Source organism: Kribbella sp. CA-294648 (assembly GCF_050943845.1).
Classification (GTDB): Bacteria; Actinomycetota; Actinomycetes; order Propionibacteriales; family Kribbellaceae; genus Kribbella.
The window spans coordinates 3,836,663-3,862,478 of sequence record NZ_CP191981.1 but is presented as its reverse complement, the minus strand read 5'-3'; the positions used below and the strand labels follow the sequence as shown (position 1 = coordinate 3,862,478).

Here is a 25,816-nt window from a genome sequence, read left to right as displayed (position 1 = left end):
GGCGCGTCACTTCCAGGCGCGGCGCTTCGACCCAGCGGGCTGCACCGGAGCGGTTGACTCCCAGACTCGGCGCCAGCGGGCGGCGTCGGGGCCGGACTGGGATGGGGAGGCTCCGGCGGCTACTCGGCGGCGGGCTTCCCACCAAGTGGAGGACTCTTCGTCGAGCAGAGCTGAGACGGCTGCGGAGATGCGCGGTGCGAAGTCGCGGGCGCTTTCGCCCTCGGCCGGGTACAGCGGGTCGCCGTACCGGACTGCGACGGTCGGGCGACCCGGGACGGGCCAGCCGCGGCCGCGGGGCATTGCGGCGAAGGAACCCTTGATACCAACGGGAATCACCGGTACGCCGTGCTCGACCGCGATGTAGGCCGCGCCCATCCGGAAGCGCTCCATCCAGCCGTCGGGCGAGCGGGTGCCCTCGGGAAAGACGACCACGTTCCAGCCGTCGTCCAGCAGGTCACCCGGCGTCGAGCTGAGCTTGCCGCCGCGGCGCTCGATCGGGAAGGTGTTGAACACGATCGCCGACGCGGTCGCCCGCCACCAGGTGTCGAAGAAGTAGTCGGCAGCGGCGGCGACAGCGGTCTTGCGGCGCATGTCGTCCGGCAGTGTGCAGAGCACCAGGGGCGTGTCCAGGTGGGACGAGTGGTTCGCCACGATGACGGCCGGTCCGTTCACCTTCCGCAGCGAGTCGAGCCCGCTGACCTGCGGGTTCACCTCGAAGCGCAGGACCGAGTTGAGCGCGCCCTTCTGCAGCACCTCGCGGACCGCGATCGCCGCCGGCGTACGGGCCCAGCGGGTCGGGAAGACCGAGGTCTCCTTCTTGACCACGTACGGCTCGGCCGACCGCGGTACCTGCGGCCGCCGGCCCCAGCGCCAGCCGCGCGCCACCACTCGGACGTCCCGAGCGGTGTCGCGGCTGAACTTCACCAGGTTCGTCCCCATCAGCGGACGTCCGCGAGCAGGTGCGGCGGGTTGTGCAGGTACGTGATGGACGGCGACCGGCCGACCGAGTGGCTGACCATCTCGAGCGCGTCCTGCAGCGTCGACGCGGACCGGAAGCCCATCCGCTCGACCGTCTTGCGGTTGCCGCCGACCCAGACGATGTCGCCGCAGTGGTCCAGGGCGTGCGAGATCCAGTACCACATGTAGAACGGGTGCACGCCGTGGTACGCGTACGACGTCCGGTACAGGTGGATGTACCACGGGTCCTCGGCGTACTGCTTCTCGAACTTCGCCTCGATGGTGGCCGGGTCGGTCGACTCCGACAGCACCTCCTCGAAGAAGTCCACGTACGACGGGTGGTGCAGCTGGCTGAACTCGTAGTCCACCGGGTGGTACAGGATGACCGCGCCGTCCTTGCGGACGACCGGGTTGCCCCGGTAGGAGTTGAAGTAGTAGCCCAGGCCCATGCAGGCGGCCAGGATCGGGTTCATCACCGAGTTCACGTTGTACGGGCCGACGAACGGCACGCCCATGATCGCGACGTCGGACTGACCCTGCACCTCGACCAGGTGCTGCTTGTGCACGTTCTCGATGGTCTTCTCGTGCACCGGCTCGATCGATCCGGCGTGGATCCCGGTCAGCCCGTAGTTCGACCGGACGTCGGTGAAGATCTTGTGCCGGACCTTGGCCGGGGCCAGGTCGAGGCCGCGCTTGGTGGCCAGCATCGAGGCCTGGTCCTTGATCGACCACTCCCACTCGCGCTTCTGCAGGAACTCCAGCGGGCCGCCGAAGATGTCGTTGTTCAGCGTGGTCTCGATCTGGAACACCTTGACGTGCTCGGTCAGCACCGCGCCCATCCGCCAGGCCGAGTGGTGCATCTTCGAGGCCTTGTGGTCCATGAAGGAGCGCGAGTGGATCATCGTGTGGCTGTTGTGGTGGTGCTTCAGCGACTTGTACGACGCCAGCCCGATCGACGTCGACTTGTGGCCGCCGTCCATCGCCACCAGGTTCACGTTCACGTAGACCAGCAGGTCGGACTCGGCCGCCCGCTTGGAGATCTCGACGTCCTCGCCGTGCTTGGTCTGACCCAGGTGGGTCAGGTTGTCGGCGTCCTCGGCGTCGAAGTTGTAGAGCTTGCCGTCGGGGAAGAACGACCGGAAGACCCGCTCGCCGACGATCTCGCGCAGCTCGTTCGGAGTGAGCCGGCGGTGCAGCGCGTTCGCGGAGATCAGCTCGACGTCGTCGACGCCGGCGTCGGCGGCCATCGTCAGGACGGCCTCGATCACCCGCTGACGGATGTCCGGCTTCTTCATCGGCGGCAGCGGCAGCGAGATGTCGTCGAACGCGATGGTCAGCCGCATCCCCGGCCGCAGCAGCTCCGGCAGCGGCTCGGACTCCAGCGGGTGCAGGAGCGCGTTCTGGATCGCCTCCTCCACGTCGCGGACCGGCGGCAGCGCCTCCGGCGGGTACACCACCCGGGTACCGAGCGGGAACCGCTCCAGCAGGAAGCCCTCACCGTTGTGCACGAGCAGCGGCGGCGTCCGGTCGTCCACCTCAAGCACAAACCCTGGCCGAGACATGTCAGAACCTCTCTCGTCGTACGTTCAACGGGCCCGTCATCAGGAAGCCCTCACATCGAAGGCGACCTTGACGGTCCCCAGGCGGCCGGCGGACTGCGCGTGGTCCAGCGCCTCACGCCACCGATACAGCGGGTACTTCGCCCCGACGATCCCGTCCAGCGGGGCCTTCGCGGCCATCTCCAGCGCGGTCTCGAAGGCGGGGCGCTCGTTCGGCTCCTCCCGCGAGGACGCGTACGTGCCGGTCAGCTCCAGTTCGCGGAACCACACCGGCGACAGGTCCGCACCCGTCGACGGCATGCCCGACAGGACGACCCGGCCACCGGCCTTGGTCACCCGCAGCACGGTGTCGATCGAGTCCTTGCTGCCGACCGCGTCGACGGCGATGTCCACGCCGCCGAGCAGGAACTCCTTGGCCATCTCCGGCTTCAGCCGGAAGGCGCCGGTGGCTCGGCGTACGCCGCGGAAGACCTCGTCGGGAGCGACCACGTCGCTCGCGCCGAACGCCCGGGCCAGCTCACGCTGCTTGGGGTGCTTGGCCACGACAGTGATCCGGCCGGCCTGAGTCAGCTCGCGCAGCGCCAGCGTCGCGAACAGCCCGACCGCCCCGGCGCCACTGACCAGTACTGACTGGCCCGGCTCGACCTTCGCCTTGAGCGCGAGGTGCACAGCACACGCAAGCGGCTCGGTGAGCACAGCCCGCTCGTCCGAAAGATCATCCGGTACGGCGTACAGCTGGCTGCGGTGAGCCACCATGACGTTGCCCCAGCCGCCACCGGTGTCCTGGCAGAAGCCGGTCTGCAGTCCGGGCGAGACATGGCCGACCGTGATCCGGTCGCAGCGGTTGGTGTGGCCGGAAGCGCAGCCCTCACAGGGCGCCACGCCACGCGCCGCGCAGGTGAGCACGGAGTCCATGACCACCCGGGTGCCCTTGGGCAAGTCCTCGCAGTCCTCCAGCAGCACGCCGACGATCTCGTGGCCGGGCACGAACGGCATCGACACCATCGCCGAGAAGTACAGCTTGGTGTGGCCGGTGACCATGCCGAGGTCGGAGCCGCAGATCCCGGACAGGATCGGCCGGATCTTCGCCCAGCCGTCCCGGTCGGAGCGCGGCTCCTCGATCGTGACCAGGCGCAGCGGTGCGGCCGGGCCGGTCAGGATGCCGGGGATCCGGCTTCCCATCGCCTTCGCCGCCAGGAACTTGGCCGGCGAGCGGTACATCTCGAGCGCGAGCATCATCGCGAACTCACCCCGGGGATCTCCAGACGTGAAGAAGTGGCGGGTGTCTTCCAGTCGACGATCTGCCAGCGCGCAGCCCGGGCGGCCCGGAACAGCGACACGTCCGGCGACACGGCGACCGGGTTGCCGACGGTGGTCAGCATCGGCAGGTCCGAGTGGCTGTCGGCGTAGGCGTACGACTTGGACAGGTCGATATTCGTACCGCGGGCGCGGTGCTTGATCCAGGCTGCCCGGGACTCGCCGACCAGCGGCGGCCCGGTCAGGAAGCCGGTGCAGCGACCGCGATCGTCGACGGCCAGCTCGGCCGCGACGATCTCGTCGAACAACGGCTCCAGCGGCCTGGTCAGCGGCCGGACCGCGCCGGTGATCAGGATGGTCCGGTGACCGGCCGCCTTGTGCTCGCGGATCCGGCGAACGGCCGCACCGCTGAGCCGCTCGAGCACGTGCCCGGCCAGCACCTCGTCGACGATCTTGTTCAGCTCTTCCAGATCCGCGCCCTGGTAGCGGCGGTAGATCGTGCGCAGGAAGGTGCCACGGTCCTTGCGCTCGGCCGAGATCAGCTTCGGCAGCTTGCGCAGCATCGCGCCGATCTCACCGACCCGCTGGTGGCTGTCCAGCTCGGGCAGCCGCATCCACAGGTAGGTCTCGATCACGTTCGAGGACAGCAGCGTGCCGTCCATGTCGAACGCGGCGATGATCTCGGCATCCTCCGACGGCGCGACCTTCCTCAGGGTGCCGGCCGACTCGGCCAGCGCCTTGTTCCGCTTCTTCCGGACGACGTCCAGCCGGCGCAGCGAGTCGGTCACGCTCGGGCAGTGCACTTCCTGCAGGTAGTGCTGCCAGTCGACGATCGAGGTGTCGCACCAGAACTTCTCCCGGTCGTCACCCTCCAGCGCGTTGTGCAGCGCCAGCACGTTGTCGTCGATGAACTGCAGCTCGGCCTGCGCGTACTCGGAGTACAGGTCCATGTAGCGGCGGAGGAAGTCGATCCGGCGCTTCTGGACGTCCAGCTCGCGGGCGTACTTGCGGGTGCGCTCACCGCGCGGTACGTGCGTGATGATCTGGTCGGCGATCTTGTGTGCCTTCTCGCCGTACCGGAGCATGCTCTCGACCGAGTCGCCGCCGGGGAACTTCCAGACCGGCAGCCGGACCGCGCCGCGCTCGCCCAGGTCGAAGGGGTGCTTGGAGAAGTACGCGCGGACGCCGGCGTACAGCTGCTCGAAGGTCAGCGGGTTCCGGGCGCCGGAGCTGACGTGGTAGTACTCCGGCTTCGACAGCTCGGGCTCCGTCGCCATCACCGCGCAGATCGCGCCGACCACGTGGTCGACCGGGATGATCTCGACCACCGAGTCGGGGCTGGCCGGGAACTCCGGCAGCTCGCCGCGGCCGTACGCCAGGATCAGCGGCTCGGCCATCTTGAAGCCCTCGATCCAGCCCGGGTGCGGGCTCTGCACCGCGGACTCGATGATGGCGGGCCGGACGATCGAGGTCGGCAGCTTGGCCGCGAACTCCTCCACGACGCGCTCGCCGAGCGCCTTGGTGAAGGTGTAGCAGTCGGTCCAGCCGAGGCTGCGGGCGCGCTCGGTGCCGGTCTCGACGAGCTTCTTGGCGACCCACTCGGTACGCCGGCGCTCGGTGTCGGCCGCCGCGGTCAGGTGACCGGCCCGGCGGTGCAGCTTCTCCGACTCCTTGCGGAACTTGATCAGCATCGCGGCGCTGCGGGATGCCTCCTCGATCCGGGCCTTCATCGCCATCCCGGCCTCGGCCTCGGTGCGCCAGTCGACGTTGTGGTCGACCGGTGCCTCGGGGATCGCGCCCCGGCGGCGGCCGGCGGTGTAGGCGGTGGAGATGTGCACGTAGTGGACCGGCCGGTCCCCGCTCGCCTCGACGATCCGCTCGAGCAGGCTCTTGGTGCCCAGCACGTTGGTGGTGAACGCCTCGTGGATCGGCGGGTCGAAGGAGACGTCACCGGCACAGTGCACGACGATGTCGAGATCGCTCGGCAGCGCCGGTACGTCGGACAGGTCGCCCTCGACGACCTCGACCCGGGCGGCGGTCAGCTCGGCGGCGTCGGCGTACGGGGTGCCCTCGCCGTAGAACGGCTTGAAGATGTCCTTCTTGAGCATCTGCGCCATCCGGTCGGTGCCCTTGAGGGAACCCTTCGGACGGATGATCGCGACCACGGTGGTGTCCGGCAGATCACCGATCATCCGGTGCAGCAGGGCCTCACCGACGAAGCCGGTGACACCGGTGACCAGGACCTTCTTGCCTGCCAGCTTGTCGGCAAGACTCACTTGTCGCCTCCACGGGTGAGTTCGAGTGCCTCGGTCAGGGTGAACGCGCCGGCGTACAGGGCCTTGCCGACGATGACGCCCTCGACGCCGTCGCTCACCAGCGTGCTCAGCGCGCGCAGGTCGTCCAGGCTGGAGACGCCACCGGAGGCGACGATCGGCTTCTCGGTCCGCGCGCACAGGTCGCGGTACAGGTCCAGGTTGGGCCCCTGGAGCATGCCGTCCTTGGTCACGTCGGTGACGACGTACCGCTCACAGCCGGCCCGCTCGAGCCGCTCGAGCACCTCGTAGAGGTCGCCGCCCTCCTTGGTCCAGCCGCGCGCGGCCAGCGTCCGGCCGCGGACGTCCAGCCCGATCGCGACCCGGTCGCCGTACTGCGCGATGATCCGGTCGCACCATTCCGGATCCTCCAGCGCGGCCGTGCCGATGTTCACCCGGCGGGCGCCCGTCGCGAGCGCGGCCTCCAGCGACTCGTCGTCGCGGATACCACCGGACAGCTCGACCTGAACGTCCAGCTTGCCGGTCACCTCCGCGAGCAGCTCGCGGTTGCTGCCACGCCCGAAGGCGGCATCCAGGTCGACCAGGTGGATCCAGTCCGCGCCGGCCTCCTGCCACGCCATCGCGGCGGCCAGCGGGTCGCCGTACGAGGTCTCGCTGCCGGCCTCACCCTGCACGAGCCGGACAGCCTGCCCATCCGCCACATCCACGGCAGGGAGCAGCACCAGGTTTCCCGACCGGGGCGGTGGGGTGGGGGTCGAATCCAACACTGACATGGCCCACACCCTAGATGGCGGAGTCAGCGCTTTCGTAACCCACTGCCCCACTGAGTCGTTGAGATCGGATCTGTCGCAGCCAGACCAGTACCCATAGTGGTCCTAGCCAGTCCGCGGTGATTTGTAGGCTGCTGAGCATGACCACGGTGGACGAACTGTCGCACGACCCGCACGACTTCCTGGCGCGGGTGCGGCCGGCCGGATGGAGCGCGGCGCTCAACGGCTGGGTGGTCAGCGGGCGGGAACTGGCGATGCGGGTGATGCGGGATCCGGACACCTTCACGGTGGACGACCCGCGGTTCTCGACCGCTCAGGTGGTGGGTCCGTCGATGCTGTCGCTGGACGGTGAGCCCCATGCGGCGCATCGGGCGCCGTTCGAGCATCCGTTCAGCCTCGCGCAGACGCGCGCCCGGTTCACCGACTTCGTCGCGGAGGAGACCGATCGCCTGGTGTCGGCGATCGCTCCCCTGGGCGCCACCGATCTGCGCCGGACCGTCGCCGGGCCGCTGTCGGTCGCGGTGGTCGCCTATTCACTCGGTCTCGAACGGACTGACGCTGTGACGGTGCTGGACTGGTATCAGGACATCTCCTCGTCGGTGAGCGGTGTCGCCGCCGGACACGCCGTCACGGCCGAAGGCGCCGCGGCCTTCACCAAGCTGCACCGGCATGTTGCCGGAAGCATCGATCACGCCGACTCGCTGATCGCCGAGGCGGCGCGCGCCGGGCTCGGGACGGACGAGGTGGTCGCCAACGCCGCGGTGCTGATGTTCGGCGGTATCGAGACCACCGAGGCGATGATCACCAACTGTCTGTGGCATCTCCTGACCATCCCGGACCAGCTGGCCATCGTCCTCGCCGACCTCTCGCTGATCCCCAACGCGATCGAGGAGTCACTCCGGCTGGAGCCCGCCGCGGCCGTGGTCGACCGCTATGCGACCCGCGACGTCTCACTGGCCGACGCGGAGATCAAGCGCGGCGACTTCGTCGTCGTCTCCCTGGCCGGCGCCAACCGCGACCCGGCCGTCTTCCCGGACCCCGACCGGTACGACGTCCGCCGCGCCAACGCCCGTCGTCATCTCGCCTTCGCCAGCGGGCCGCACATCTGCCTCGGCATGCACCTCGCCCGGCTCGAAGCGGTCAGCGCGATCACCGCGGTACTGACCCGCTTGCCCGGCCTGCGTCTCGAGCCGACCTCTCCCCCGCCGTACGGGCTGGTCTTTCGCAAGCCGTCCGCGGTCGACGTCAGCTGGAAGGTCGCCTGAGCAGCAGGACGCCGGCCGGGAAGGACGGGAGCTCCCGGTCGGGGTCGGCCGCCGCGTCGCGTTCGAACTCGGCGAAGCCGCGGTCGAGCTCGTCCTCGGGGAGGTGCTCGAAGGTGGAGAAAGCTCGCAGCTTCAGTCGGTCGTACGTCGCTCGCAGGGTCCGCGGCTCGGTGACGTCCACCCAGTGCGGCTGCTCCTCGGCGACGAGACCCGCCTGCTCTGCCAAGGCCCGGACCTCATCGAACGGGAGGTACATCGACGCATCGACTTTGCGCGCGTTCGGGAAGTACCGGTACCAGTAGAGATCCGGCATCCGGTCACCGAACTGGGTCCGCAGGATGACGACTCCCCCGGGCCGGAGGACTCGGCTGACCTCGCGCAGGCCCTGCAGCGGATCCGCCCAGTGGTGGATCGTCAGGAACAGCCAGACCAGGTCGCAGGACTTGTCGGCCAGCGGGATCGACTCGGCCGAGCCTTCGAGGTACGTCACCGCAGGGTGCTCAGGCGCCTGCCGCAGCATCATCGTCGACGGCTCAACGCCGTACGCCGGGCCGCCGAAGGTCTCGGCCAGGGCGGGCGTGAAGCGGCCGACCCCGCACCCGAGATCGAGAACGGTCAGCGGCCGCGCGGCCGGGGCGAAGCTGACGGCGGTCTCCATCCAGGTGCGCAGGCCGTCCGCGGGAAGGGCCCGGCCTGTCGCGTAGACCTGGTGCAGCCGATCGTCGTAGTTCACCATCAGCCGATCCTCTCGGTGGGAACGTAGCCGGTCTCGGCGCTGATCTTGGTGGCCTCGGCGGCCAGGCTCTCGGCCTCGCCGAGGTCTCCGCTCCGGCGGCTCGCCTCGGCCAGCAGGATCAGCGCACGGCATTCGACGATCCGGTGGTGCATGTCCCGCGCGAGCTCCCGCACCTGCAGGGCCAGCTCGCGTGCATCCGACAGCTCACCGCGGGTGAAGGCCACGGTCGCCAGGCCGAGCAACGCTTCCGCCTCGGTCCCCCGATGACTGAGCCGCGCCGCGATCTCGTGGGCCTCGGTGTGATGACGGGCCGCCTCGTCCCACCGGCCGAGGCCGAGGACCGCTGACCCGAGCGCGTTCAGCGACGCGGCTTCGTGCCACTCCATCTCGTCCCGGCGACTGATCCGCAACGCTTCGAGGGCATTCGACTCGGCCTCGGCGAACCGGCCGAGATCGGCGTACAGGTAGGAGATTTCGTAGAAGCCCGCGACGGCGGGTCGGTCCGTCACGGTGAGGGCGGTGCTGAGGTCGGCTTCCGCCTCAGCGAAATACCCTTGCAGGCGAAGGGCCGCTCCGCGATTGATCAGCGAGACACCGTCGCTGCGCTCCCCCGGCGTGAGCTCGAGGGCCTCGTTCGCGACGGCGACCGCGGAATCCAGCTCGCCGAGGTTGTAGTGCACGTTGCTGAGGCTTTGCAGGCCGGGCCCGAGCACGGCCGTCTTGCCGAGGTCGCGGAAGAGCTTGAGACCGCGGCTCAGCAACTCGGCCGCTTCCACCGGCCGGCCGGCGTCGTCGACGGCCATCCCCAGATTGCACAGCAGAGCAGCCTCGCCCAGTACGAACCCGGCCTCTGCATAGCGCTCGCGCGCGATCCTCGACGCCTCCATGGTTCCTTCGAGATCACCAACGGTGTGCAGCAACGTGGCCAGGCTGTGCCGCATCGCACCCTCACCGCCGATGCTGCCGGTGGCCAGGGCGGCCTTGAGACCGGCTGTCGTGGTGTAGCGCCAGGGCACGACGCGATCGGTCGTCGCGAAGTAGTAGCGCAGGACGTCCGCCAGCTGCCAGGCGGTGTCGTACGGGCCGATCTCGGCGGCGTGGTTGATGACGGCAACCAGGTTCGGCTCCTCGGCCTCGAGCCAGGCTTCGGACTGGTTGGCATCGGCGAACGGGTTGTCGTCGAAGAGCCGGCCGGTCAGCCGGACGAAAGGCTTGAACGCAAACTCAGCCGCTGCGTCGGTCGTGCGCAGGTACCAGCCGGCCAGCCGCAGCCAGGCTTCCTCGGCATCCGGCTCGGATTCGGCGCAGGCCGCGGAGTACAGCCGGATCAGGTCGTGCATCCGGTACCGGCCACGCTCGCGCTCGACCAGGTTGACACTCACCAGCGACTCGAGCAGTACGCCGGCCTCACGCGGCGGGCAGTCGAGCAGGGCCGCGGCCGCGGGAGCGGTGAAGTCGCCGCCCGGGATGACGCCGAGCAGAGCGAAGAGGCGGCGCACCGGTGGCTCCAACGCCTCGTAGGACAAGGCGAAAGTGGCTGCCACCGCGGTGTCGGGTTCGTCGCCGATCGCGAGGCCGGCCAGGCGATCGCCGCTGCGGAGCTCCCAGGCGTACTCGGCGATCGACTGCTCCGGCTGGCCTTTGAGGAGACCGGCGGCGATGCGGAGGGCGAGCGGAAGCCGCCCGCAGACTTCGGCCAGCTCGACCGCGGCGGCCGGCTCGGCCATCACCCGCTCGGCGCCGAGCATGCCCGAGAGCAGATCGGTGGCCTCGATCGGGTCGAGCATGGCCAGGCGCGTGCCGCGCCCGCCGACCGCGACCGTGAGGGCGGTGAGTTCGTTGCGGCTGGTGACCAGGACGGCGTTGCCCGCAGTACCGGGGAGCAGCGGGAGCACTTGCCGTGCGTCCTTGGCATCGTCGAGCACCAGCAGAACGCGGCGATCGGCGAGGACGGACCGCAGCAGGGCGGCCCGGCGTTCGAGGTCGGCGGGGGTTTCGTACGGGTCGATGCCCGCCAGGCCCAGCAGTTCGCCGAGTACGTCGAGTGGCTCGCGCGGTGACCCACTCGCGCCGGCCAGCCGGACATGCCACTGGCCGTCCGGGAAATGCGCTCGCAACCGGTGACCGATGTGAACGGCGAGCGCCGACTTCCCCACCCCTGGCGCTCCGGACACGATCGCGACGGGCATCGAGCCGGTGTCTTGCAGCCGGGCGGTCAGCTCGCCGATCACCTGGTCCCGGCCGACGAAGTCGATCAGGTCCATCGGCAGTTGCCAGTGCGTCTGCCAGCCGTCGCCATCCGTTGCCTGAGGCCCCTTTTCGGGACCGGCCGCGGGCACGTCACCGGCGAGGATCGCCTGATGCAGCCGGCGCACCTCGACGGCCGGCTCGACCCCGAGCTCCTCGGCGAGGATCTTGGCCAGGTCCCGGTACGCCGCCAGCGCGTCGGCCTGCCGGCCACTCCGGTACAGCGCGAGCATCAGGTGGATCCAGCTCCGCTCGCGCAGCGGATGCTGTTTGGTCAGCAGGGTCAGTTCGGCAATCACGGCCGCGTGCTCGCCGAGCGCGAGTCTTGCGTCGACGAGCTTCTCCATCGCGCGCAGCCGCTCCTCGACCAGCCAGAACCGGCTGGTGATCGACTCGACCACGCCGTTCGGCTCGCTCAGCAAGGGCACATCGCGCCACAGCTCGAGCGCGCGGGTGAGCAGGTCAGCGCGCTCGCGGGGCTCGGTCACGGCGTCGGCCGCTGCCACCAGCGCCTGGAACTCGGTGAGGTCGACCTGCTCCTCGCTGACCTCGATCCGGTAGCCGCCGGGCACGGTCTCGATCAGCTCGGCCGCGGGGCCCAGCGCAGCCCGCAGCCTCGAAACGGCCGTGTGCAAGGCCCGCTCCGGACCTGCCGGCGGCTCCCCCGCCCACAGTTGCTCGATCAGCTTGTCGATCGTCACCACTGTGTTCGGCTCGACGAGAAGCGTGGTCAGCAAGGCGCGGAGCCGCTTCGCCTTCAGCGGCAGCACCACCCCGTCCACCCTGACCTCGGTGGCACCCAGCACGCGAAACCGGATCTGTGCTGTCATCGCGTCAGCCTAGCCTCGCGCAGGTAGCCCGTCGCGGCGGCGCCCTCGGCGGCTCTCGCGCCGTGACGGTCGGCCTCCGCGGCGTTGTTCGAACGGCGGTGGGCCTCGGCCAGCAGCAGGTTCACCCGGGCCTCAATGATTCTGAGGTCCAACTCGACAGCCAGAGTCAGCACCTGGTTGCCGTGGTCGAGGGCGGCCGACAGGTCGTTGCGGGCCAGCGCGACAGCAGCCAGCCCCAACCGAGCGTCGACCTCCGTGCTGTGATGCTTCAGCCGTACTGCGATGTCGCGCGCGGCCGCATGGTTCTCGATCGCCTCGTCGCATCGGCCGGCCAGCGTGCAGGCGATGCCGAGCACGTTGAGCGAGACGGCTTCGTGCCACTCCAGCCCGTCCCGCCGGCTGATCTCCAGCGAGATGGCGGCCTGCTCGAGCGCCTCGGCGGGGCGGCCGCGGTCGGCGTACAGCAGGGCGAGTTCGTAGTACGCGGCCACCACCGGCCGTTCGACCATCGCGATCGCCGCGGTGAGGTCGGCCTCCGCGTGGTCGAGGTCGCCGAGCAGCCGGTACGTCGCGCCGCGGTTGATCAGCGAGATCTGCTGCTGGAACGGGTCGGGGCTGACCTCCCACGACTCGTTCGCGGCCTGCATCGCGTTGTCGAGCTCGCCGAGATTGCGGTACACGTCGCTGAGCGAATGCAGCCCGGGGCCGAGCCGGTCGGTGTGGCCGAGGGCCCGGAAGAGCTCGATGCCGCGCGACAGGTGGTAAACGGCTCCTCCTAGCCGGCCCATCTCCAGGTTCGCCATCCCGGTGTTGCACACCAGGGCCGCCTCTCCCATCCCGAAGCCGACCTCGGCGTAGCACTGCGAGCCGACGGTGTACTCCGCGATCGCCTTCTCGTGGTAGCCGGTGTTGAAGTTCAGCACGCCGAGGCTGTGGTGCATCGCGCCCAGGCCGCCCCGATCACCGGCCGCCGCCGCGGCTTGGGCTCCTGCCTCCGCGAAGCGCCGCCACGGACCGATCCGGCGCCGGCGGGCGCAGTACTGCCGCAGCACGTCGGCCAGTTGCCATGCGGACTCGTGTGGGCCTTGGGCGGCAGCGCGTTCGACCACGGCGATCAGGTTGAGCTCTTCGGCTTCGAGCCAACTGCCGGCCTGAGTCGCGTCCGCGAATGGGTTCTCGTCGAAGAGCCGCTCGGTCAGCCGGACATGGGCCCGGTGGGCGAAGTCGACGGCCGCGTCGGCGGTCCGCAGGTACCACCGGATCAGTCGTTGCCAAGCGGGGCCGGCCTCGGGCTCGACCTCGGCGCGACCGGCGGCGTACAGGCGGATCAGGTCGTGCATGCGGTAGCGGCCGCGTTCGCGTTGGACGAGGTTGACGCTGACCAGCGAGTCGAGCAGGCCATTCGCTTCCCGCGTTGAGCAGTCGAGCAGGGCTGCTGCTGCGGGAGCCGTGAAGTCGCCGCCGGGAATCACGCCGAGCAGGGCGAACAGGCGTCGTACCGGCGGCTTGAGAGAGTCGTAGGACAAGGCGAAAGCGGCTGCGACCGCAGTGCCTGGCTCGTCGCCGATGGCCAGGCCTTCGAGGCGATCGCCGGTGCGAAGCTCTTCGCTGTACTCCGCGATCGACTTGTCGGGATGGCCTTTCAGCAGACCGGCAGCGATTCGGAGGGCTAGCGGCAGGCGGCCGCAGATCTCGGCTAGGTCGTCGACAGCGTCTGGTTCGGCCGTAACGCGCTCGGTGCCGAGCATGCCCGAGAGGAGCGTGGTCGCCTCGGCCGGATCGAGCATTGTCAGCCGGGTGCCACGGGCACCGACCGAGACGGCCAGTGCAGTGAGCTCGTTGCGGCTGGTGATCAGCACGGCGTTGCCCGCCGTACCGGGGAGCAGTGGCAGTACCTGCCGAGCGTCTCGGGCGTCGTCGAGCACCAGGAGGACCCGGCGGTCAGCGAGTGTCGAGCGCAACAGGGCAGCTCTGGGATCCAGGTCCTCGGGGATCGCCTGTGGTTCAAGGCCCGCCAGCCCGAGCAGCTCGGCGAGAACATCGAGCGGTTCCCGGGGTGAGGCACTGGCGCCGGCCAGCCGGACATGCCAGTGACCGTCCGGGAAGTGCGCCCGCAGCCGATGGCCGATGTGGACCGAGAGGGCCGACTTCCCAACACCGGGAGGACCCGACACGACCGCGACCGGCATCGCGCCGTCGTTGACCAGCCGGCTGGTGATCTCGTGGACCACCTGCTCGCGGCCGACGAAGTCGCTGATGTCCATCGGGAGCTGCCAGTGCGTGCGCCAGCCGTCATCAGCAGGTTGAGCGGGCGCCACCTGACCGGCCGGGACCTCACCCCTGAGGATCGCCTGATGCAGAGCCCGTACTTCGGTTGCCGGCTCGACGCCGAGCTCCTCGGCCAGCACAGCCGTCAGCTCCCGGTACGCCGCGAGCGCCTCGGCCTGCCTGCCACTGCGGTAGAGCGCGAGCATCAGGTGGATCCAGATGCGCTCCCGCAGCGGATACTCCTTGACGAGGACCGTCAGCTCCGGGATCACGGCCGCGTGTTCGCCCAGCGCGAGTCTCGCCTCGTTCAGTTGCTCCATCGCCCGCAGCCGTTCCATCACCAACCACGGCCGGCCATGGATCGACTCGGCCGCGCTGCCGCCGGCCAACGGCACGTCGCGCCACAGGTCCAGGGCCTTCGTGAGCACCCGCACCCGGTCGCGGAGATCGTCGATGCCCTTGGCCTGCTCGACCAGCGCGCGGAACTCGGCCAGGTCGAACTGGTCGTCGGTGACCTCGATCAGGTAGCCGCCCGGCACCGTCCGGATCAGCTCCGCGGCCGGACCGAGCGCGCCGCGCAGGCGGGAGAAAGCCGTGTGCAAGGCCTGCTCAGGACCCGTTGGCGGATCGCCGTCCCACAACGTGTCGATCAGCGCGTCGGGCGTCACCACCCGGTTCGCCTCGACGAGCAGCGCCGTCAGCAGGGCTCGGAGCCGCTTGGCCCGCAGCGGCACGACGCCGCCGTCGACGCGTACCTCAGTGGGCCCGAACACCCGGAACCGCAGCTGCTCCATACCTCGCCACCCACCTCCTGTGCCGCGAGACTAAGGCATGGCCGGCTGATCAGTTCGAAATTACGTCCGCCGCGAGACGGAGAGATTCAGAGCAGGGCGATCCGGTCAGAGCGCCGCGGTCAGGCCACCGTCAGGGCTTCTTGCCGACGCCGACCCACAGGCTGCAGCTGACATCGGTGAAGATCCGGCGCTCGACCAGGGCCTCGGTCTCGTCGTCCGGGTGCCAGCGGTAGGGCACCTCGAGGCCCGGCTCGACCAGCTCGAGGCCGGTGAAGAACCGCTCGATCTCCTCGCGGCTGCGCACCTGCGCGTCGCCACCGTCGGCCTTGTAGACCTGGATCGCCTGCTCCCACATGGCCGGCGCGAAGTCCGGGGTGCAGTGGGAGAAGATCAGGTACGACCCGGGAGCCAGCGCGTCGACGAACTGCTGGACGATCTCGTAGGGCTTCAGGTCGTCCGGCAGGTAGTGGAAGACGCCGACCAGGCTCAGCGCGACCGGCTTGCTCAGGTCGAGCACCGTGCGGACCTCTTCGGAATCCAGGATCGCCTGCGGGTCCGTGACGTCGGCTTCGAGGTAGGCGGTCTCACCCTCCGGCGAGCTGACCAGCAGGGCGCGCGAGTGGGCCAGCACGATCGGGTCGTTGTCGGCGTACACGACGCGTGCCTCGGGCACGATCTCCTGCACGACCTCGTGCAGGTTCGGGCTGGTGGGGATGCCGGTGCCGATGTCGAGGAACTGGGTGATGCCGCGCTCGGCGACGTACCGGGCGGCCCGGTGCATCCACATCCGGTTGGACTGGGCCGCGGTCCGGAAGCCGGGGAACGCCTGGAGCAGGTGGTCGCCGGCCGCGCGGTCGACCGCGAAGTTCGACTTGCCGCCCAGGAAGTAGTCGTAGACCCGCGCGCTGTGCGGCACGCTCAGGTCAAGCCTGTTGTCGACTCCGGTCTCGTCGGTCTGGTCGCCCATCACTGCTCCTCGAAGATCTGCCCGTGCACTAGGTGGAATCGTAGCGGGCCATCAACAGTCCGTAGGCACTACCCGGCCGTTTGATCAGACCTCGATCGGGCCGGCCGGTCGGCGAGGCGTCAGTTCCAGAAGACGTCGTAGGCGAGCCGGAGGATCAGGGCGCTCACGACGACCAGGAAGATGACGCGGACGAAGCGGCTGCCGCGGGCGACGGCGGTGCGCGCTCCGAGCAGTCCACCGACCATGTTGGCCAGCCCCATGATCAGGCCGAGCCGCCACAGCGGGGCGCCGTGGGCGGCGAAGACGAGGATCGCGCCGAGGTTCGTGGCGACGTTGGCGATCTTCGCCTTGGCGCTGGCGCGGAGGAAGTTGTAACCCATCAGGCCGACCAGCGCGAAGATCAGGAACGAGCCGGTACCCGGACCGACCGCGCCGTCGTAGAACCCGATCAGCAGGCCGACCAGGCCGGCGGTGACGTAGTGGGCCCGGCCGTCGAACCGCAGTACGGTCGCGGAGCCGAGGTCGGGCTTGACCCAGGTGTAGATCGCGACGCCGACCAGCAGGACGAGCACGATCGGCTTGAACCACGACATCGGGATCTGGGTCGCCACCAACGCACCGGCTGCGGACCCCAGTGCCGCGAGAATGGCGAGCGGCAGCACAGTGCGGCGGTCGGGTCTGACCTTGAGGCCGAAGGTGACCGCGCTGGTCGTGGTACCGAAGAGCGAGGAGATCTTGTTGGTGGACAGGATCTGCGCGGGCGAGGCGTTCGGCAGACCGAGCAACATCGCGGGAAGCTGGATCAGTCCTCCTCCCCCGACGACGGCATCGACCCAGCCGGCCGCGAAGGCCGCGATCACCAGCAGGACAACGGTCAGGACGGAAACATCAGGCACAGCGGCACCACACACAGGGGGCACAGGGGCGTTGCAGGAGGACGGTCATGACGACCATTGTTCAGTAAGGCCATTGTTCCGCTCTACCCTTACAGGTTTCAGCGCCTCTCGGAGGTTCCCTTGGAAGACGTCACGCCAGCCATCCAGGAACGGATCAGCTCGAGTTTCGGGCGTCAGGGGCTGATGGCCCATTTGGGCGCGCGACTGAGCCACATCGGGCCGGGGCGCGTGCACATCCAGCTCCCCGCCCGCCCTGAGGTGACCCAGCAGCACGGCTACTTCCACGCGGGTGCGACCAGCTCGATCGCCGACAGCGCGGGCGGGTATGCGGCCTTCACGCTGTTCCCCGAGAACAGTTCGGTGCTCACCGTGGAGTTCAAGATCAACCTGCTCGCGCCCGCCGAGGGCGAGCACCTCGAAGCCATCGGCCAGGTCCTGAAGTCCGGCCGCACCCTGACCGTCTGCCAACTGGAGGTCTTCGGCGTCCAAGGCGACCGGCGCACCTTGGTCGCCGTCGGCCAGCAAACCGTCATGTGCATCCACAACCGAGCCGACCACTGACCGCCTGTGGGCCGACTCTCCGCATGATCGGCGAGCCGGAGTTGACCTTCACACCGCGTCAAGGCTCACTCTGAAGCCATGTTCACCATCGGAGACTTTGCCGCCTTCGGGCGGGTGTCGGCGCGGATGCTGCGGCACTACGACGAGCTCGGGTTGCTGCGGCCGGCTGTCATCGACAGCTACAGCGGCTACCGCTACTACAGCGCGGATCAGCTGAAGCGGCTCAACCGGATCATCGCGCTCAAGGATCTGGGCTTCACGCTGCGGCAGGTCCACGACATCGTCGACGCCAAGATCGGTCCGGAGGAATTGCGCGGCATGCTCCGGCTCCGCCGGGCAGAACTCGAGGCGCGGCTGGCCGATGACGCGCTGCGGCTGGACGCCGTGGAGGCGAGGCTCCGAATCATCGAAAGGGAGGGTCACATGTCAACCGACGACGTCGTCCTGAAGTCTGTACCGGCCATCCGGGTCGCCGAGCTGTCTGCCACCGCCGCGAGCTACGACGGGGTGGACATCGGTCCGGTCATCCAGCCGCTCTACGCGCAGGTCTGGGAGCGGATCAACGCCGCCGGGGTGAAACCGGCCGGGCCACCGGTCGCCTACTACGAGCAAGCCGAGGGTGACGCGGTCGTCGTCCACGCCGCTGTCACCGTCGACGCGGCCGAGCAGGGCGGCGCCGACTTCCAGGTGCTCGATCTGCCGGAGCTCCCGACCGCCGCCACCATCGTCCACCAAGGCTCGATGGACCAGGCGGACGAGAGCATGCAACTGCTGGCCCGCTGGATCGACGACGGCGGCTACCGCAGCGTCGGCTACGCCCGCGAGGTCTGCCTCGCCTTCGACCTGGACAACCCCGACAACTGGGTGCACGAGTTCCAGATCGAGGTCACCCGCCCCTGAACAAGAGCTCGCCGAAGCCCCGGACCGCCAGACGGACGGTCCGGGGCTTTCGCCGCGTAACTCCGGCCACGGTGAACTCTCCGCCACCACCCTCGGTGGCGGCGGAGAGTTTCGCGTCACCTGCGGACTACGGAGACCAGGTGGTCGACGATGTCGGCGACCGGGACGTCGGTGCGGTCGCCCGAGCGGCGGTCCTTGACCTCGATGGTGCCGTCGGCGAGACCCTTGCCGACGACCGCGATGGTCGGGATGCCGAGCAGTTCGGCGTCCTTGAACTTGACGCCCGGCGCTGCCTTCCTCCGGTCGTCGTAGAGCACCGACAGACCGCGGGACTCCAGCTCGGTGGCGATCGACTCGGCCTTCTCGAACAGTTCGGCATCCTTGCCGGTGGCAACCAAATGCACATCCGCCGGCGAGATCTCGCGCGGCCAGATCAGCCCCAGCTCGTCGTTGTTGCCCTCGGCGATCGCGGCCACGGCGCGCGTCACGCCGACGCCGTACGACCCCATCGTGACGGTGACGAGCTTGCCGTTCTGGTCCAGCACCTTGAGGTCCAGCGCCTCGGCGTACTTCTTACCGAGCTGGAAGATGTGGCCCATCTCGATCCCGCGCGCCGTCGCCAGCGGACCCGAACCGTCGGGCGCCTCGTCCCCGTCGCGCACCTCGGCGGCCTGGATCGTGCCGTCGGCGGTGAAGTCGCGGCCGTACACCAGGTTGATCACGTGGTAGCCGGTCTTGTCCGCGCCGGTCACCCAGGCCGAACCCTCCGCGACCCGCGGGTCGAGCAGGTACCGGATCTTGGCCGTGTTCTCCGCGCCGAGCACGCCCGGGCCGATGTAACCCTTGGCCAGGGCCGGGAACTTCACGAAGTCCGACTCCTCGAACGCGACCACCTCGGCGGGCTCGACCTGCGCACCCAGCCGCTTCTCGTCGATCGCCCGGTCACCCGGTACGCCGATCGCCAGCGGCTCGCGCGTGCCGTCGGGGTGGACCAGCATCACCAGCACGTTCTTCAACGTGTCCGCGGCGGTCCACTCGCGACCGTCGGTGCGGGCGTGCTTCGCGTTCAGCGCGTCGACCAGCGTCTCGATGGTCGGGGTGTCCGGTGTGTCGACCACCTCGGCCGCGGGCACGCCCGACGCGTCGACGGCCGGCGACTGCGGCACCACGACCGCCTCGACGTTGGCCGCGTAACCACCCGGCGAGCGGACGAAGGTGTCCTCACCGTTCTCGGCGATCGCGAGGAACTCCTCCGACCGCGAGCCACCCATCGCGCCGGACATCGCCTTGACGATCACGTAGTCGAAGCCGAGCCGGTCGAAGATCTTGATGTAGGCCTCGCGATGCGCCTCGTACGACGCCGCCAGACCCGCGTCGTCGACGTCGAACGAGTACGAGTCCTTCATCACGAACTCGCGCCCGCGCAGCACGCCGGCCCGCGGCCGCGCCTCGTCGCGGTACTTGTTCTGGATCTGGTAGATCGACAGCGGCAGATCCTTGTACGACGAGTACAGGTCCTTCACCGCGAGGGTGAACATCTCCTCGTGGGTGGGACCGAGCAGCATGTCGGCGCCCTTGCGGTCCTTGAGCCGGAAGATGTTCGGCCCGTACTCCGTCCAGCGGCCGGTCGCCTCGTAGGGCTCGCGGGGCAGCAGCGCCGGGAAGATCAGTTCCTGCGCGCCGATCGCGTCCATCTCCTCGCGGACGATCTTCTCCACGTTGCGCAGCACCTTCAGGCCCAGCGGCAGCCAGGTGTACATGCCGGGCGCGGTACGACGGATGTAGCCGGCCCGGACCAGCAGCCGGTGGCTCGGGACCTCCGCGTCCGCCGGGTCCTCGCGAAGGGTGCGAAGGAACAGCGACGACATGCGCAGTATCACGGGAGTCTCCAAGCGAGTGACAAGTGGTGGAACTGACTGGGGTGGTGGGGCGGGAGATGTAACTGTACTGACGGCAAAGAGGATATCCGGCCGCGCCCAGTGCTCTCACCACTTTTCCACAGGCCCGCCCGGCCGAGGGGTCAGCCGCCCTCGCGCGAGGCCTTCAGCGCGGCCCGGATGAGCGGGATCTGCAGCGGCAGCCGGGCGAACCCGATCGCCTTCGCCCGCGGCGAGCCCTTGCGGTTCAGATCGAGCGCCATCTGCACATTTGCCGGGAACACGGCGGCCAGCAACCCCGCGCTGAGCAGGCCCGCCGTCCGCCGCGTCCGAGGATGCAGCAGCCCCGCCGCGCAGACGATCTCAGCGACGCCCGAGGCGTACACGAGTTCCTTCTTGCGCGGAAGCTGCCGCGGCACGATCCGCTCGAACGGCTCCGGCTTCACGAAATGCAGCACCCCCATCACGCCGAACATCACTGCCAGCCCGGTGGTGCTCCTGCTCCGTGTACTCATGCCGATGACCCTAGCGGATTGTGTTACCCACGAGTAAGGAACCTACGGAAGCTGACCGTACGGCGTCGCGGCAGCGCGGGCGGCGTACAGGAGGGCAGGTTTCTGCGCCGGCCACAGCGTCTTCGTGAAACAGGTGTACGCCGGGAAGAAGCCGGCACCGCTGCCCGAGTCCGGGCCGATCTCGAACGTGTACGACGGCACGCCCCGCGTCCCGTACAGCCAGTCGTCCGTCGCACCAGGCGCGAAGTACCCGACCCCGGCGTCCCCCGTGCTGACCGGGAACCCGTTCAGCGCCCCCATCTTCTTGCCCAGGGCAACCAACGCGGCACGGTCCGGCGCCGCCGTATTGGTGTAGCTGTACGGCGCGAGGATGTCGTTGCCGAAGCTGTGCAGCGTCAGGAAGACGCCGGTGGTACCCGCCGCGGCCGGCTCCCCCACCTCTCCCTTCGTGTCGCGAAAGATCTTCTCCAGCAGGCCTTGTACCGCGATCGTCTCGGGCTCGGACCCGGCCTTGGTACCGGGGTAGGTCTCATCGCACGGACCACCCTGCTGGACATCCCACTGGAAGCCCGAGTTGCGGTTCAGGTCCACGCCCGCATCGCCGGCCGGGCAACCGCCGGTGGAGTTGTTGACGTTCTTGCGCTGCAGCACCGGTTCGGCCGGGTTGGCGGCGACCACGTCGACACCGTCCGGGTTCGCGATCGGAATCACCCACAGCTCGCGGGTGCCCAGCAACGACGTGATCTCCGGATCGGTCCCGTACGACGTGACGAGCAGGTCGATCCACTGGTACGCGATCTCGCCGGTCGCGATCTCCCGAGCGTGGATCTGCGAGAGCAGCACGAACTTCGGCTTCTTGCCGGTGCTGTCCAGTGCGCAGTCGCCGGGGGCGCGTTTGGTGATGCACAGCGCCTGGATGTCGTGCCCGCCTTGGCCTTTCGTCTTCTTCCACGAGTCGCCGATGTCGTACAGCTTCACCAGGTCGGGGTGGGCAGCTGTCACGGCCGCGTTGTGCTGCTCGTGTCCTGCCGTGGTGTGGTAGCCGCCGTAGTACGTAGTACCGGCTGCGTCGGTGGCCGAGCGGATCACTGGCTGGTAGACGTTGCCGGTCTTGCCGACGACCACGCCGCGATCGCGCAGGCGATCCACCTCAGCTGGTGTGGCGACTACGGTCGGGCGGGAGCCGTGACCGTGGCTGATGTCGTAGCCGTCGCGGATCAGGTCGGCGATGGTCACGCCGGCGGGCAACTTCAGTGAGTAGTAAGACGGGTTGTCTGCAGACGGCGTGGCAGCCGAGGGCCCGGGGGCAAAACCGGCGACGGCCATCGCGACAGCGGCCAGGGCGGCCAGTGACACTGCAAGTCTTCGCATTCAGGCTTCCTTCGGCTGGGCGGGGCGGCGCTGCCGATCAGCAAACCTCACCAGTGGTCACTGCAGCATCACAGTGAGCGCTCAGCCTCAGAACAGGATCGTCGCGAAGGTCTCGATGGTCCGGAACCCGACCCGCTCGTACGCCGCCCGCGCGGGGGTGTTGAACGCGTTGACGTAGAGCGTCACCACCGGAGCGATCTCCCGCGCGAGCTCGACGACGGCCGCCATCCCCGGGGCAGCCAGGCCCTGACCGCGCCGTTCCGGATCCACCCAGACGCCCTGGATCTGGCAGACGCCGGTGCCGACCGACCCGATCTCGGCCTTGAAGACCACCTTGCCGTCCTCGATCCGCGCGAACGCCCGGCCGGCCCGGATCAGCTCGGCGACCCGGGACCGGTAGAAGGTGCCGTCCGGCCCGGTCTGCGGCGGTACGCCGACCTCCTCGGTGTACATCGCGACGCAGGCCGGGTACAGCACCGACAGCTCGACCGGCTCGACCTGACGGACCAACGGGTCGGGCGCGATCGCCGGCGCGTCCTCGATCACCATGAACGGCTGGTCGTCGCGAACCTCGCGGGCCGGACCCCACTGCGGCTCGAGCGCCGCCCACAGCTGCTCGACGGCCCGGGCCGGGCCGAGGATCTGGAAGCAGTTCCGGCCACGGCGCAGCGCGTACGCCGCGAACGCCCGCAGCGCGGCCTCCCCCGCGCCGACCGGCACCATGTTGCCGCCGGCGTGACACAGAGCCTCGATCTCGCCCTTCTCGACGTAGCCCCAGACCTCGGCACCACGGCGCGGATCGAGTCCGGAAGCCTGCACCAGACTGTCCACGAAGACGTTGACGACCGGATCACGGGCGATGACGGCCCTCGCTGCTGAGAGGTCGCGAGGACCCAGTACCCGTACGCCCACGCCGCAGAACCTAGCCGATCACCCGCCTGATGGCGCGCAACGGGCGGTGACCCGCCGCAAATCAGAGGTCGCGACTCATCCACATCAGCTCGGCGCCGAGGTCGCGGTCCGGCGTACTGCGCGCCTCCCGGAAGCCATGTTTGCGGTAGAAGCCGATCGCTTGTTCGTTGCCGACCATGACGTCGAGCATGAGCTGTGTCGCCTCGGCGGGGAGGGCCGCGATGGCAGCGTCGAGCAGCAGACTGCCGATGCCCTTGCCCTGATACTCGGGCAGCACGTAGAGCTTCCACATCACCCAGAACTCAGCCTCGCGCCCCACCCCGACCATCCCGACGATCCGCTCGCCATCATCCGGCTGACCCGCTGCGTCGTCGACGGCGACCAGGGTGATTCCGCGGCGGATCCCGCCCTCGACCATCTCGGGTGACCACCACTGGGCGATTCCGTCGGCGATGAACTCGGGCGACGCAATACCGGCGTATGCGACCGGCCAGGTCTTCACCCCGACCTCCCGCACCGCCTCCACATCCGCGATCTCGGCCCGGCGGACCCGGATCATCCGTGCACTCGCACGGTCTGGCCGTCCGGATCCACGACCGACAGACCATCGGCTCCCGGCTCAGGCTGATAAGCGGCCAGCCGCCGGGCGACCTCGTCCAGGTCCTCTGTCGTCGTGAATTCGATCCGTACGTCGAACTCCGCGGCGGTCCGGAACAGCACCGGCCCTGCGTTCAGAGTGCTCAGCAGACGCTCCCAGCCGGCCTGGTCCGAAACGCCGAGCGACGGGGCGACAGACCAGCGGGGGTCCGGAGCCGAGTCGTGCAGCGTGTAGCCGTAGAGATCCTTGCTGCGTTCATCGATCCAGAGCTTGGTCCCATCGGGCCCGCTCGCCGTCAGCACCCGCCCGAAGGCCTCGTCGACGATGCCGGCGTCCTCGTACCCGGCGGCCTCGAGCCGATCCTTCAGCTCCTCGATGTCATCCGCCTCGAACGCCAGCGTCGTCTCTCCCGGCTTCGCGCCCATGTCACTACCGGCAGCGTCGTGCAACGCGACCATGCCGCGCCCGGCGACCAGCTCGACCCAGCCGCCCCGGTCCGACTCGATCCGGGACCGCAGCCCCAGTGTTTCCAGGAACGCCCGCATTGCCGGTACGTCGTCGGTGAATCTCAGCGGACGGATCACCACCTCGTTCATCCTCGCTCCTTTCCCTGCTCATCCAGCCTCTGCTCATCCAAATAGGCCGCCAGCGCCTGCTCGACCAGCGCGGACAAGCTCATGCCGTCGTCGATGGCCCGGTGCTTGGTCCGGCGGATCAGCTCCGGCGGCAGATAGACGTTGAACTGCGCCTTCTTGGCAGCTTCTTCGACCATGCCTAGGATGCTAGCAATCTAGCCAGGCCAAAAACAAGCCCCCTGATCGCCAGGCGACCAGGGGGCTTGCCGAGACCGTTCAGACCGCGGTCAGGAGCGCGTCGTCGAGTTCCTTGAGCAGTTTCGCCTTCGGGCGGGCACCGACCACCGACCAGATCAGCTCGCCGTGATGGAACAGCATCAACGTCGGTAGCGCCATCACGCGGTACCGGGCCGAGATCGCCGGGTTCTCGTCGGAGTTCACCTTCACCACGGTCAGCCGGTCGGCGCGCTCGGCGGCGACCTGCTTCAGGATCGGCACGATCTGGTGGCACGGCGGGCACCACTGCGCCCAGAAGTCCACCAGCACGGGCTTGTCAGCCCCCAGCACCAACTGGTCGAAGTTCGCCTCGTCGGCCTCGAGTAGTTCGGTCATACCTTGGTCCTCCAGTTCTCGGCATCGGTCAGGAGGTCGGCGAGTTTCGCCCGCAACTCGGTCAGCTCGGCGATCCGCCGGTCGACCTCGGCGATCCGCGTCCGGTACGCCGTCAGTGACGCCGGGCAGACGTCGGCGCGATCGTTGCCGGCCCGCAGGCACTCGATGAACGGGTAGGTCTGCTCCGCGGTCAGCCCGAGCGACAGCAGCGCCTTGACCTCCCGCACCACGACCACGTCCTCGGCGCTGTACGTCCGGTACCCGTTGGGCTCCCGCCGGGGCTTCAGCAGCCCCTGCGACTCGTAGTACCGGACCGCCTTGATCGTCACTCCGGCCGCGGCCGCCAAGTCACCGATGTGCATCCCGCCTCCTCATCACCGACGCTAAACCCTGCCCCCAAGGTCAAGGTCAAGCGCTGGGTCACCATCGAGGATGCGCTGCAGGCCAACCGCGAGGTCATGGCCGGCGGTGTCGGCGTGATGCGATGGCTGGTGCGCGAGACGCGGGTGCTGGAGTTGCTGCTCAGCTGAGCTCGGCCTGAAGCCATTCGCCGAGGACCTTGGCGCTGGCGTCGACCTGGGCGGGCCAGTCCATCGCCGTCTCGTCAGCCGAGTCCGACACATGCTTGACCAGCCGAACCGGTACGCCGAACTGACGGCAGGCGAACACCACGCCGTACGCCTCCATGTCGACCAGGTGGGCCCGCTCGGCGAGGCGGGCCCGGATGATCGGGTCGGTGACGAACACATCCCCCGAAGCAAGCACCGTGCCGTCGCCACCCTCCACCTGCAAGGACTCCTGCGGATCCAGCCCGAGCGCCCGGATGGCATCCGCGTTCAGGTCGTGGTTGATCACTTCACTGGGCAGGTAGAGCCCGGTGAGTCCGTCGCGCAGCGCACCCGTAGTACCGACGTTCAGCACCACCAGGTCCGTGGTGTCCCGCCCCGCCAGCGCCTTGGCGACAGCCACCGCGGCAGCCGTCTTCCCAATCCCCGTCACCAGCACCGGAACCCCTTCCGGCACATACTTCGCCTCAGCCCGAAACGCACTGACCACCAGATACTCAGTCACGCGGC

At 69.0% G+C, this 25,816-nt stretch carries 24 protein-coding genes; 4 read left to right on the top strand and 20 right to left on the bottom strand.

Features of this window, described 5'->3' with window-relative positions:
- Window positions 1-6 precede the first annotated feature (6 nt).
- Genes ACQPYM_RS18360 through priA form a run of 5 tightly spaced genes read right to left on the bottom strand, consistent with a single transcriptional unit; the run spans window position 7 to window position 6,819 of the window.
- Window positions 7-939 (bottom strand): lysophospholipid acyltransferase family protein, encoded by a 933-nt coding sequence (locus tag ACQPYM_RS18360; RefSeq protein WP_360272332.1) that lies wholly within the window; start codon window positions 937-939, stop codon window positions 7-9.
- The gene (locus tag ACQPYM_RS18355; RefSeq protein WP_433022204.1) at window positions 939-2,519 is read right to left on the bottom strand and encodes a lactate racemase domain-containing protein; all 1,581 of its coding nucleotides are present in this window, start codon (window positions 2,517-2,519) and stop codon (window positions 939-941) included. The genes ACQPYM_RS18360 and ACQPYM_RS18355 overlap by 1 nt, the downstream gene beginning before the upstream one ends.
- A 39-nt stretch (window positions 2,520-2,558) precedes the next feature.
- Window positions 2,559-3,755, bottom strand: coding sequence for a zinc-dependent alcohol dehydrogenase (locus ACQPYM_RS18350; RefSeq protein ID WP_433022202.1), 1,197 nt, complete (start codon window positions 3,753-3,755; stop codon window positions 2,559-2,561).
- Complete coding sequence (locus tag ACQPYM_RS18345) at window positions 3,752-6,049, bottom strand: HAD-IB family hydrolase (RefSeq protein WP_433022200.1); 2,298 nt, start codon at window positions 6,047-6,049, stop codon at window positions 3,752-3,754. The genes ACQPYM_RS18350 and ACQPYM_RS18345 overlap by 4 nt, the downstream gene beginning before the upstream one ends.
- On the bottom strand, window positions 6,046-6,819 hold the full coding sequence (priA, locus tag ACQPYM_RS18340; protein WP_433022198.1) for a bifunctional 1-(5-phosphoribosyl)-5-((5-phosphoribosylamino)methylideneamino)imidazole-4-carboxamide isomerase/phosphoribosylanthranilate isomerase PriA: 774 nt from the start codon (window positions 6,817-6,819) through the stop codon (window positions 6,046-6,048). The genes ACQPYM_RS18345 and priA overlap by 4 nt, the downstream gene beginning before the upstream one ends.
- 137 nt (window positions 6,820-6,956) lie before the next feature.
- On the opposite strand from priA, the gene ACQPYM_RS18335 reads away from it, so the two are divergent.
- Complete coding sequence (locus ACQPYM_RS18335; RefSeq protein WP_433022196.1) at window positions 6,957-8,081, top strand: cytochrome P450; 1,125 nt, start codon at window positions 6,957-6,959, stop codon at window positions 8,079-8,081.
- Here the strand turns inward: ACQPYM_RS18335 and ACQPYM_RS18330 are convergent.
- From ACQPYM_RS18330 to ACQPYM_RS18310, 5 genes are all read right to left on the bottom strand, one after another.
- The gene (locus ACQPYM_RS18330) at window positions 8,062-8,817 is read right to left on the bottom strand and encodes a methyltransferase domain-containing protein (protein WP_433022194.1); all 756 of its coding nucleotides are present in this window, start codon (window positions 8,815-8,817) and stop codon (window positions 8,062-8,064) included. The two genes, ACQPYM_RS18335 and ACQPYM_RS18330, sit on opposite strands and share 20 nt — an antisense overlap.
- Complete coding sequence (locus ACQPYM_RS18325; RefSeq protein WP_433022192.1) at window positions 8,817-11,894, bottom strand: BTAD domain-containing putative transcriptional regulator; 3,078 nt, start codon at window positions 11,892-11,894, stop codon at window positions 8,817-8,819. Before ACQPYM_RS18325 ends, ACQPYM_RS18330 begins: the two co-directional genes overlap by 1 nt.
- Window positions 11,891-14,956 (bottom strand): BTAD domain-containing putative transcriptional regulator, encoded by a 3,066-nt coding sequence (locus ACQPYM_RS18320; protein ID WP_433022190.1) that lies wholly within the window; start codon window positions 14,954-14,956, stop codon window positions 11,891-11,893. Before ACQPYM_RS18320 ends, ACQPYM_RS18325 begins: the two co-directional genes overlap by 4 nt.
- Before the next feature lie 130 nt (window positions 14,957-15,086).
- Window positions 15,087-15,923 (bottom strand): SAM-dependent methyltransferase, encoded by an 837-nt coding sequence (locus tag ACQPYM_RS18315; protein ID WP_433022188.1) that lies wholly within the window; start codon window positions 15,921-15,923, stop codon window positions 15,087-15,089.
- 119 nt (window positions 15,924-16,042) lie between these two features.
- On the bottom strand, window positions 16,043-16,819 hold the full coding sequence (locus ACQPYM_RS18310) for a sulfite exporter TauE/SafE family protein (RefSeq protein ID WP_433022186.1): 777 nt from the start codon (window positions 16,817-16,819) through the stop codon (window positions 16,043-16,045).
- Between the two features lie 120 nt (window positions 16,820-16,939).
- On the opposite strand from ACQPYM_RS18310, the gene ACQPYM_RS18305 reads away from it, so the two are divergent.
- On the top strand, window positions 16,940-17,380 hold the full coding sequence (locus ACQPYM_RS18305; protein ID WP_433022184.1) for a PaaI family thioesterase: 441 nt from the start codon (window positions 16,940-16,942) through the stop codon (window positions 17,378-17,380).
- 78 nt (window positions 17,381-17,458) lie between these two features.
- Window positions 17,459-18,280, top strand: coding sequence for a MerR family transcriptional regulator (locus tag ACQPYM_RS18300; protein WP_433022182.1), 822 nt, complete (start codon window positions 17,459-17,461; stop codon window positions 18,278-18,280).
- A gap of 116 nt (window positions 18,281-18,396) precedes the next feature.
- On the opposite strand, the gene ACQPYM_RS18295 is transcribed toward ACQPYM_RS18300, so the two are convergent.
- The 9 genes from ACQPYM_RS18295 to ACQPYM_RS18255 form a co-directional block, all read right to left on the bottom strand.
- Window positions 18,397-20,160 (bottom strand): proline--tRNA ligase, encoded by a 1,764-nt coding sequence (locus ACQPYM_RS18295; protein ID WP_433022180.1) that lies wholly within the window; start codon window positions 20,158-20,160, stop codon window positions 18,397-18,399.
- Window positions 20,161-20,300: 140 nt separating this feature from the next.
- Window positions 20,301-20,672 carry a DoxX family protein gene (locus tag ACQPYM_RS18290; RefSeq protein WP_433022178.1) on the bottom strand — a complete coding sequence of 124 codons (372 nt, stop codon included), beginning with the start codon at window positions 20,670-20,672 and terminating at the stop codon, window positions 20,301-20,303.
- Window positions 20,673-20,714: 42 nt separating this feature from the next.
- Window positions 20,715-22,043, bottom strand: coding sequence for a M14 family zinc carboxypeptidase (locus tag ACQPYM_RS18285; RefSeq protein WP_433022176.1), 1,329 nt, complete (start codon window positions 22,041-22,043; stop codon window positions 20,715-20,717).
- Between the two features lie 87 nt (window positions 22,044-22,130).
- Window positions 22,131-22,955 carry a GNAT family N-acetyltransferase gene (locus ACQPYM_RS18280; protein ID WP_433022174.1) on the bottom strand — a complete coding sequence of 275 codons (825 nt, stop codon included), beginning with the start codon at window positions 22,953-22,955 and terminating at the stop codon, window positions 22,131-22,133.
- A gap of 61 nt (window positions 22,956-23,016) precedes the next feature.
- Window positions 23,017-23,514 (bottom strand): GNAT family N-acetyltransferase, encoded by a 498-nt coding sequence (locus tag ACQPYM_RS18275; RefSeq protein WP_433022172.1) that lies wholly within the window; start codon window positions 23,512-23,514, stop codon window positions 23,017-23,019.
- On the bottom strand, window positions 23,511-24,149 hold the full coding sequence (locus ACQPYM_RS18270; RefSeq protein ID WP_433022170.1) for a VOC family protein: 639 nt from the start codon (window positions 24,147-24,149) through the stop codon (window positions 23,511-23,513). Before ACQPYM_RS18270 ends, ACQPYM_RS18275 begins: the two co-directional genes overlap by 4 nt.
- Window positions 24,146-24,325, bottom strand: a complete 180-nt coding sequence (locus ACQPYM_RS18265; RefSeq protein ID WP_433022168.1) for a CopG family transcriptional regulator — start codon at window positions 24,323-24,325, stop codon at window positions 24,146-24,148. Before ACQPYM_RS18265 ends, ACQPYM_RS18270 begins: the two co-directional genes overlap by 4 nt.
- Before the next feature lie 79 nt (window positions 24,326-24,404).
- Complete coding sequence (trxA, locus tag ACQPYM_RS18260) at window positions 24,405-24,740, bottom strand: thioredoxin (RefSeq protein WP_433022166.1); 336 nt, start codon at window positions 24,738-24,740, stop codon at window positions 24,405-24,407.
- A complete protein-coding gene (locus ACQPYM_RS18255) occupies window positions 24,737-25,102 on the bottom strand; it encodes a MerR family transcriptional regulator (protein ID WP_433022164.1) in 366 nt (121 codons plus the stop codon). The genes trxA and ACQPYM_RS18255 overlap by 4 nt, the downstream gene beginning before the upstream one ends.
- Here ACQPYM_RS18255 and ACQPYM_RS18250 point away from each other — a divergent pair.
- Window positions 25,097-25,270, top strand: coding sequence for a hypothetical protein (locus ACQPYM_RS18250; RefSeq protein WP_433022162.1), 174 nt, complete (start codon window positions 25,097-25,099; stop codon window positions 25,268-25,270). The two genes, ACQPYM_RS18255 and ACQPYM_RS18250, sit on opposite strands and share 6 nt — an antisense overlap.
- Here the strand turns inward: ACQPYM_RS18250 and ACQPYM_RS18245 are convergent.
- Entirely contained in the window at window positions 25,263-25,811 is a 549-nt protein-coding gene (locus ACQPYM_RS18245) for a nucleosidase (protein WP_433022160.1), read from the bottom strand. The two genes, ACQPYM_RS18250 and ACQPYM_RS18245, sit on opposite strands and share 8 nt — an antisense overlap.
- Window positions 25,812-25,816 lie beyond the last annotated feature (5 nt).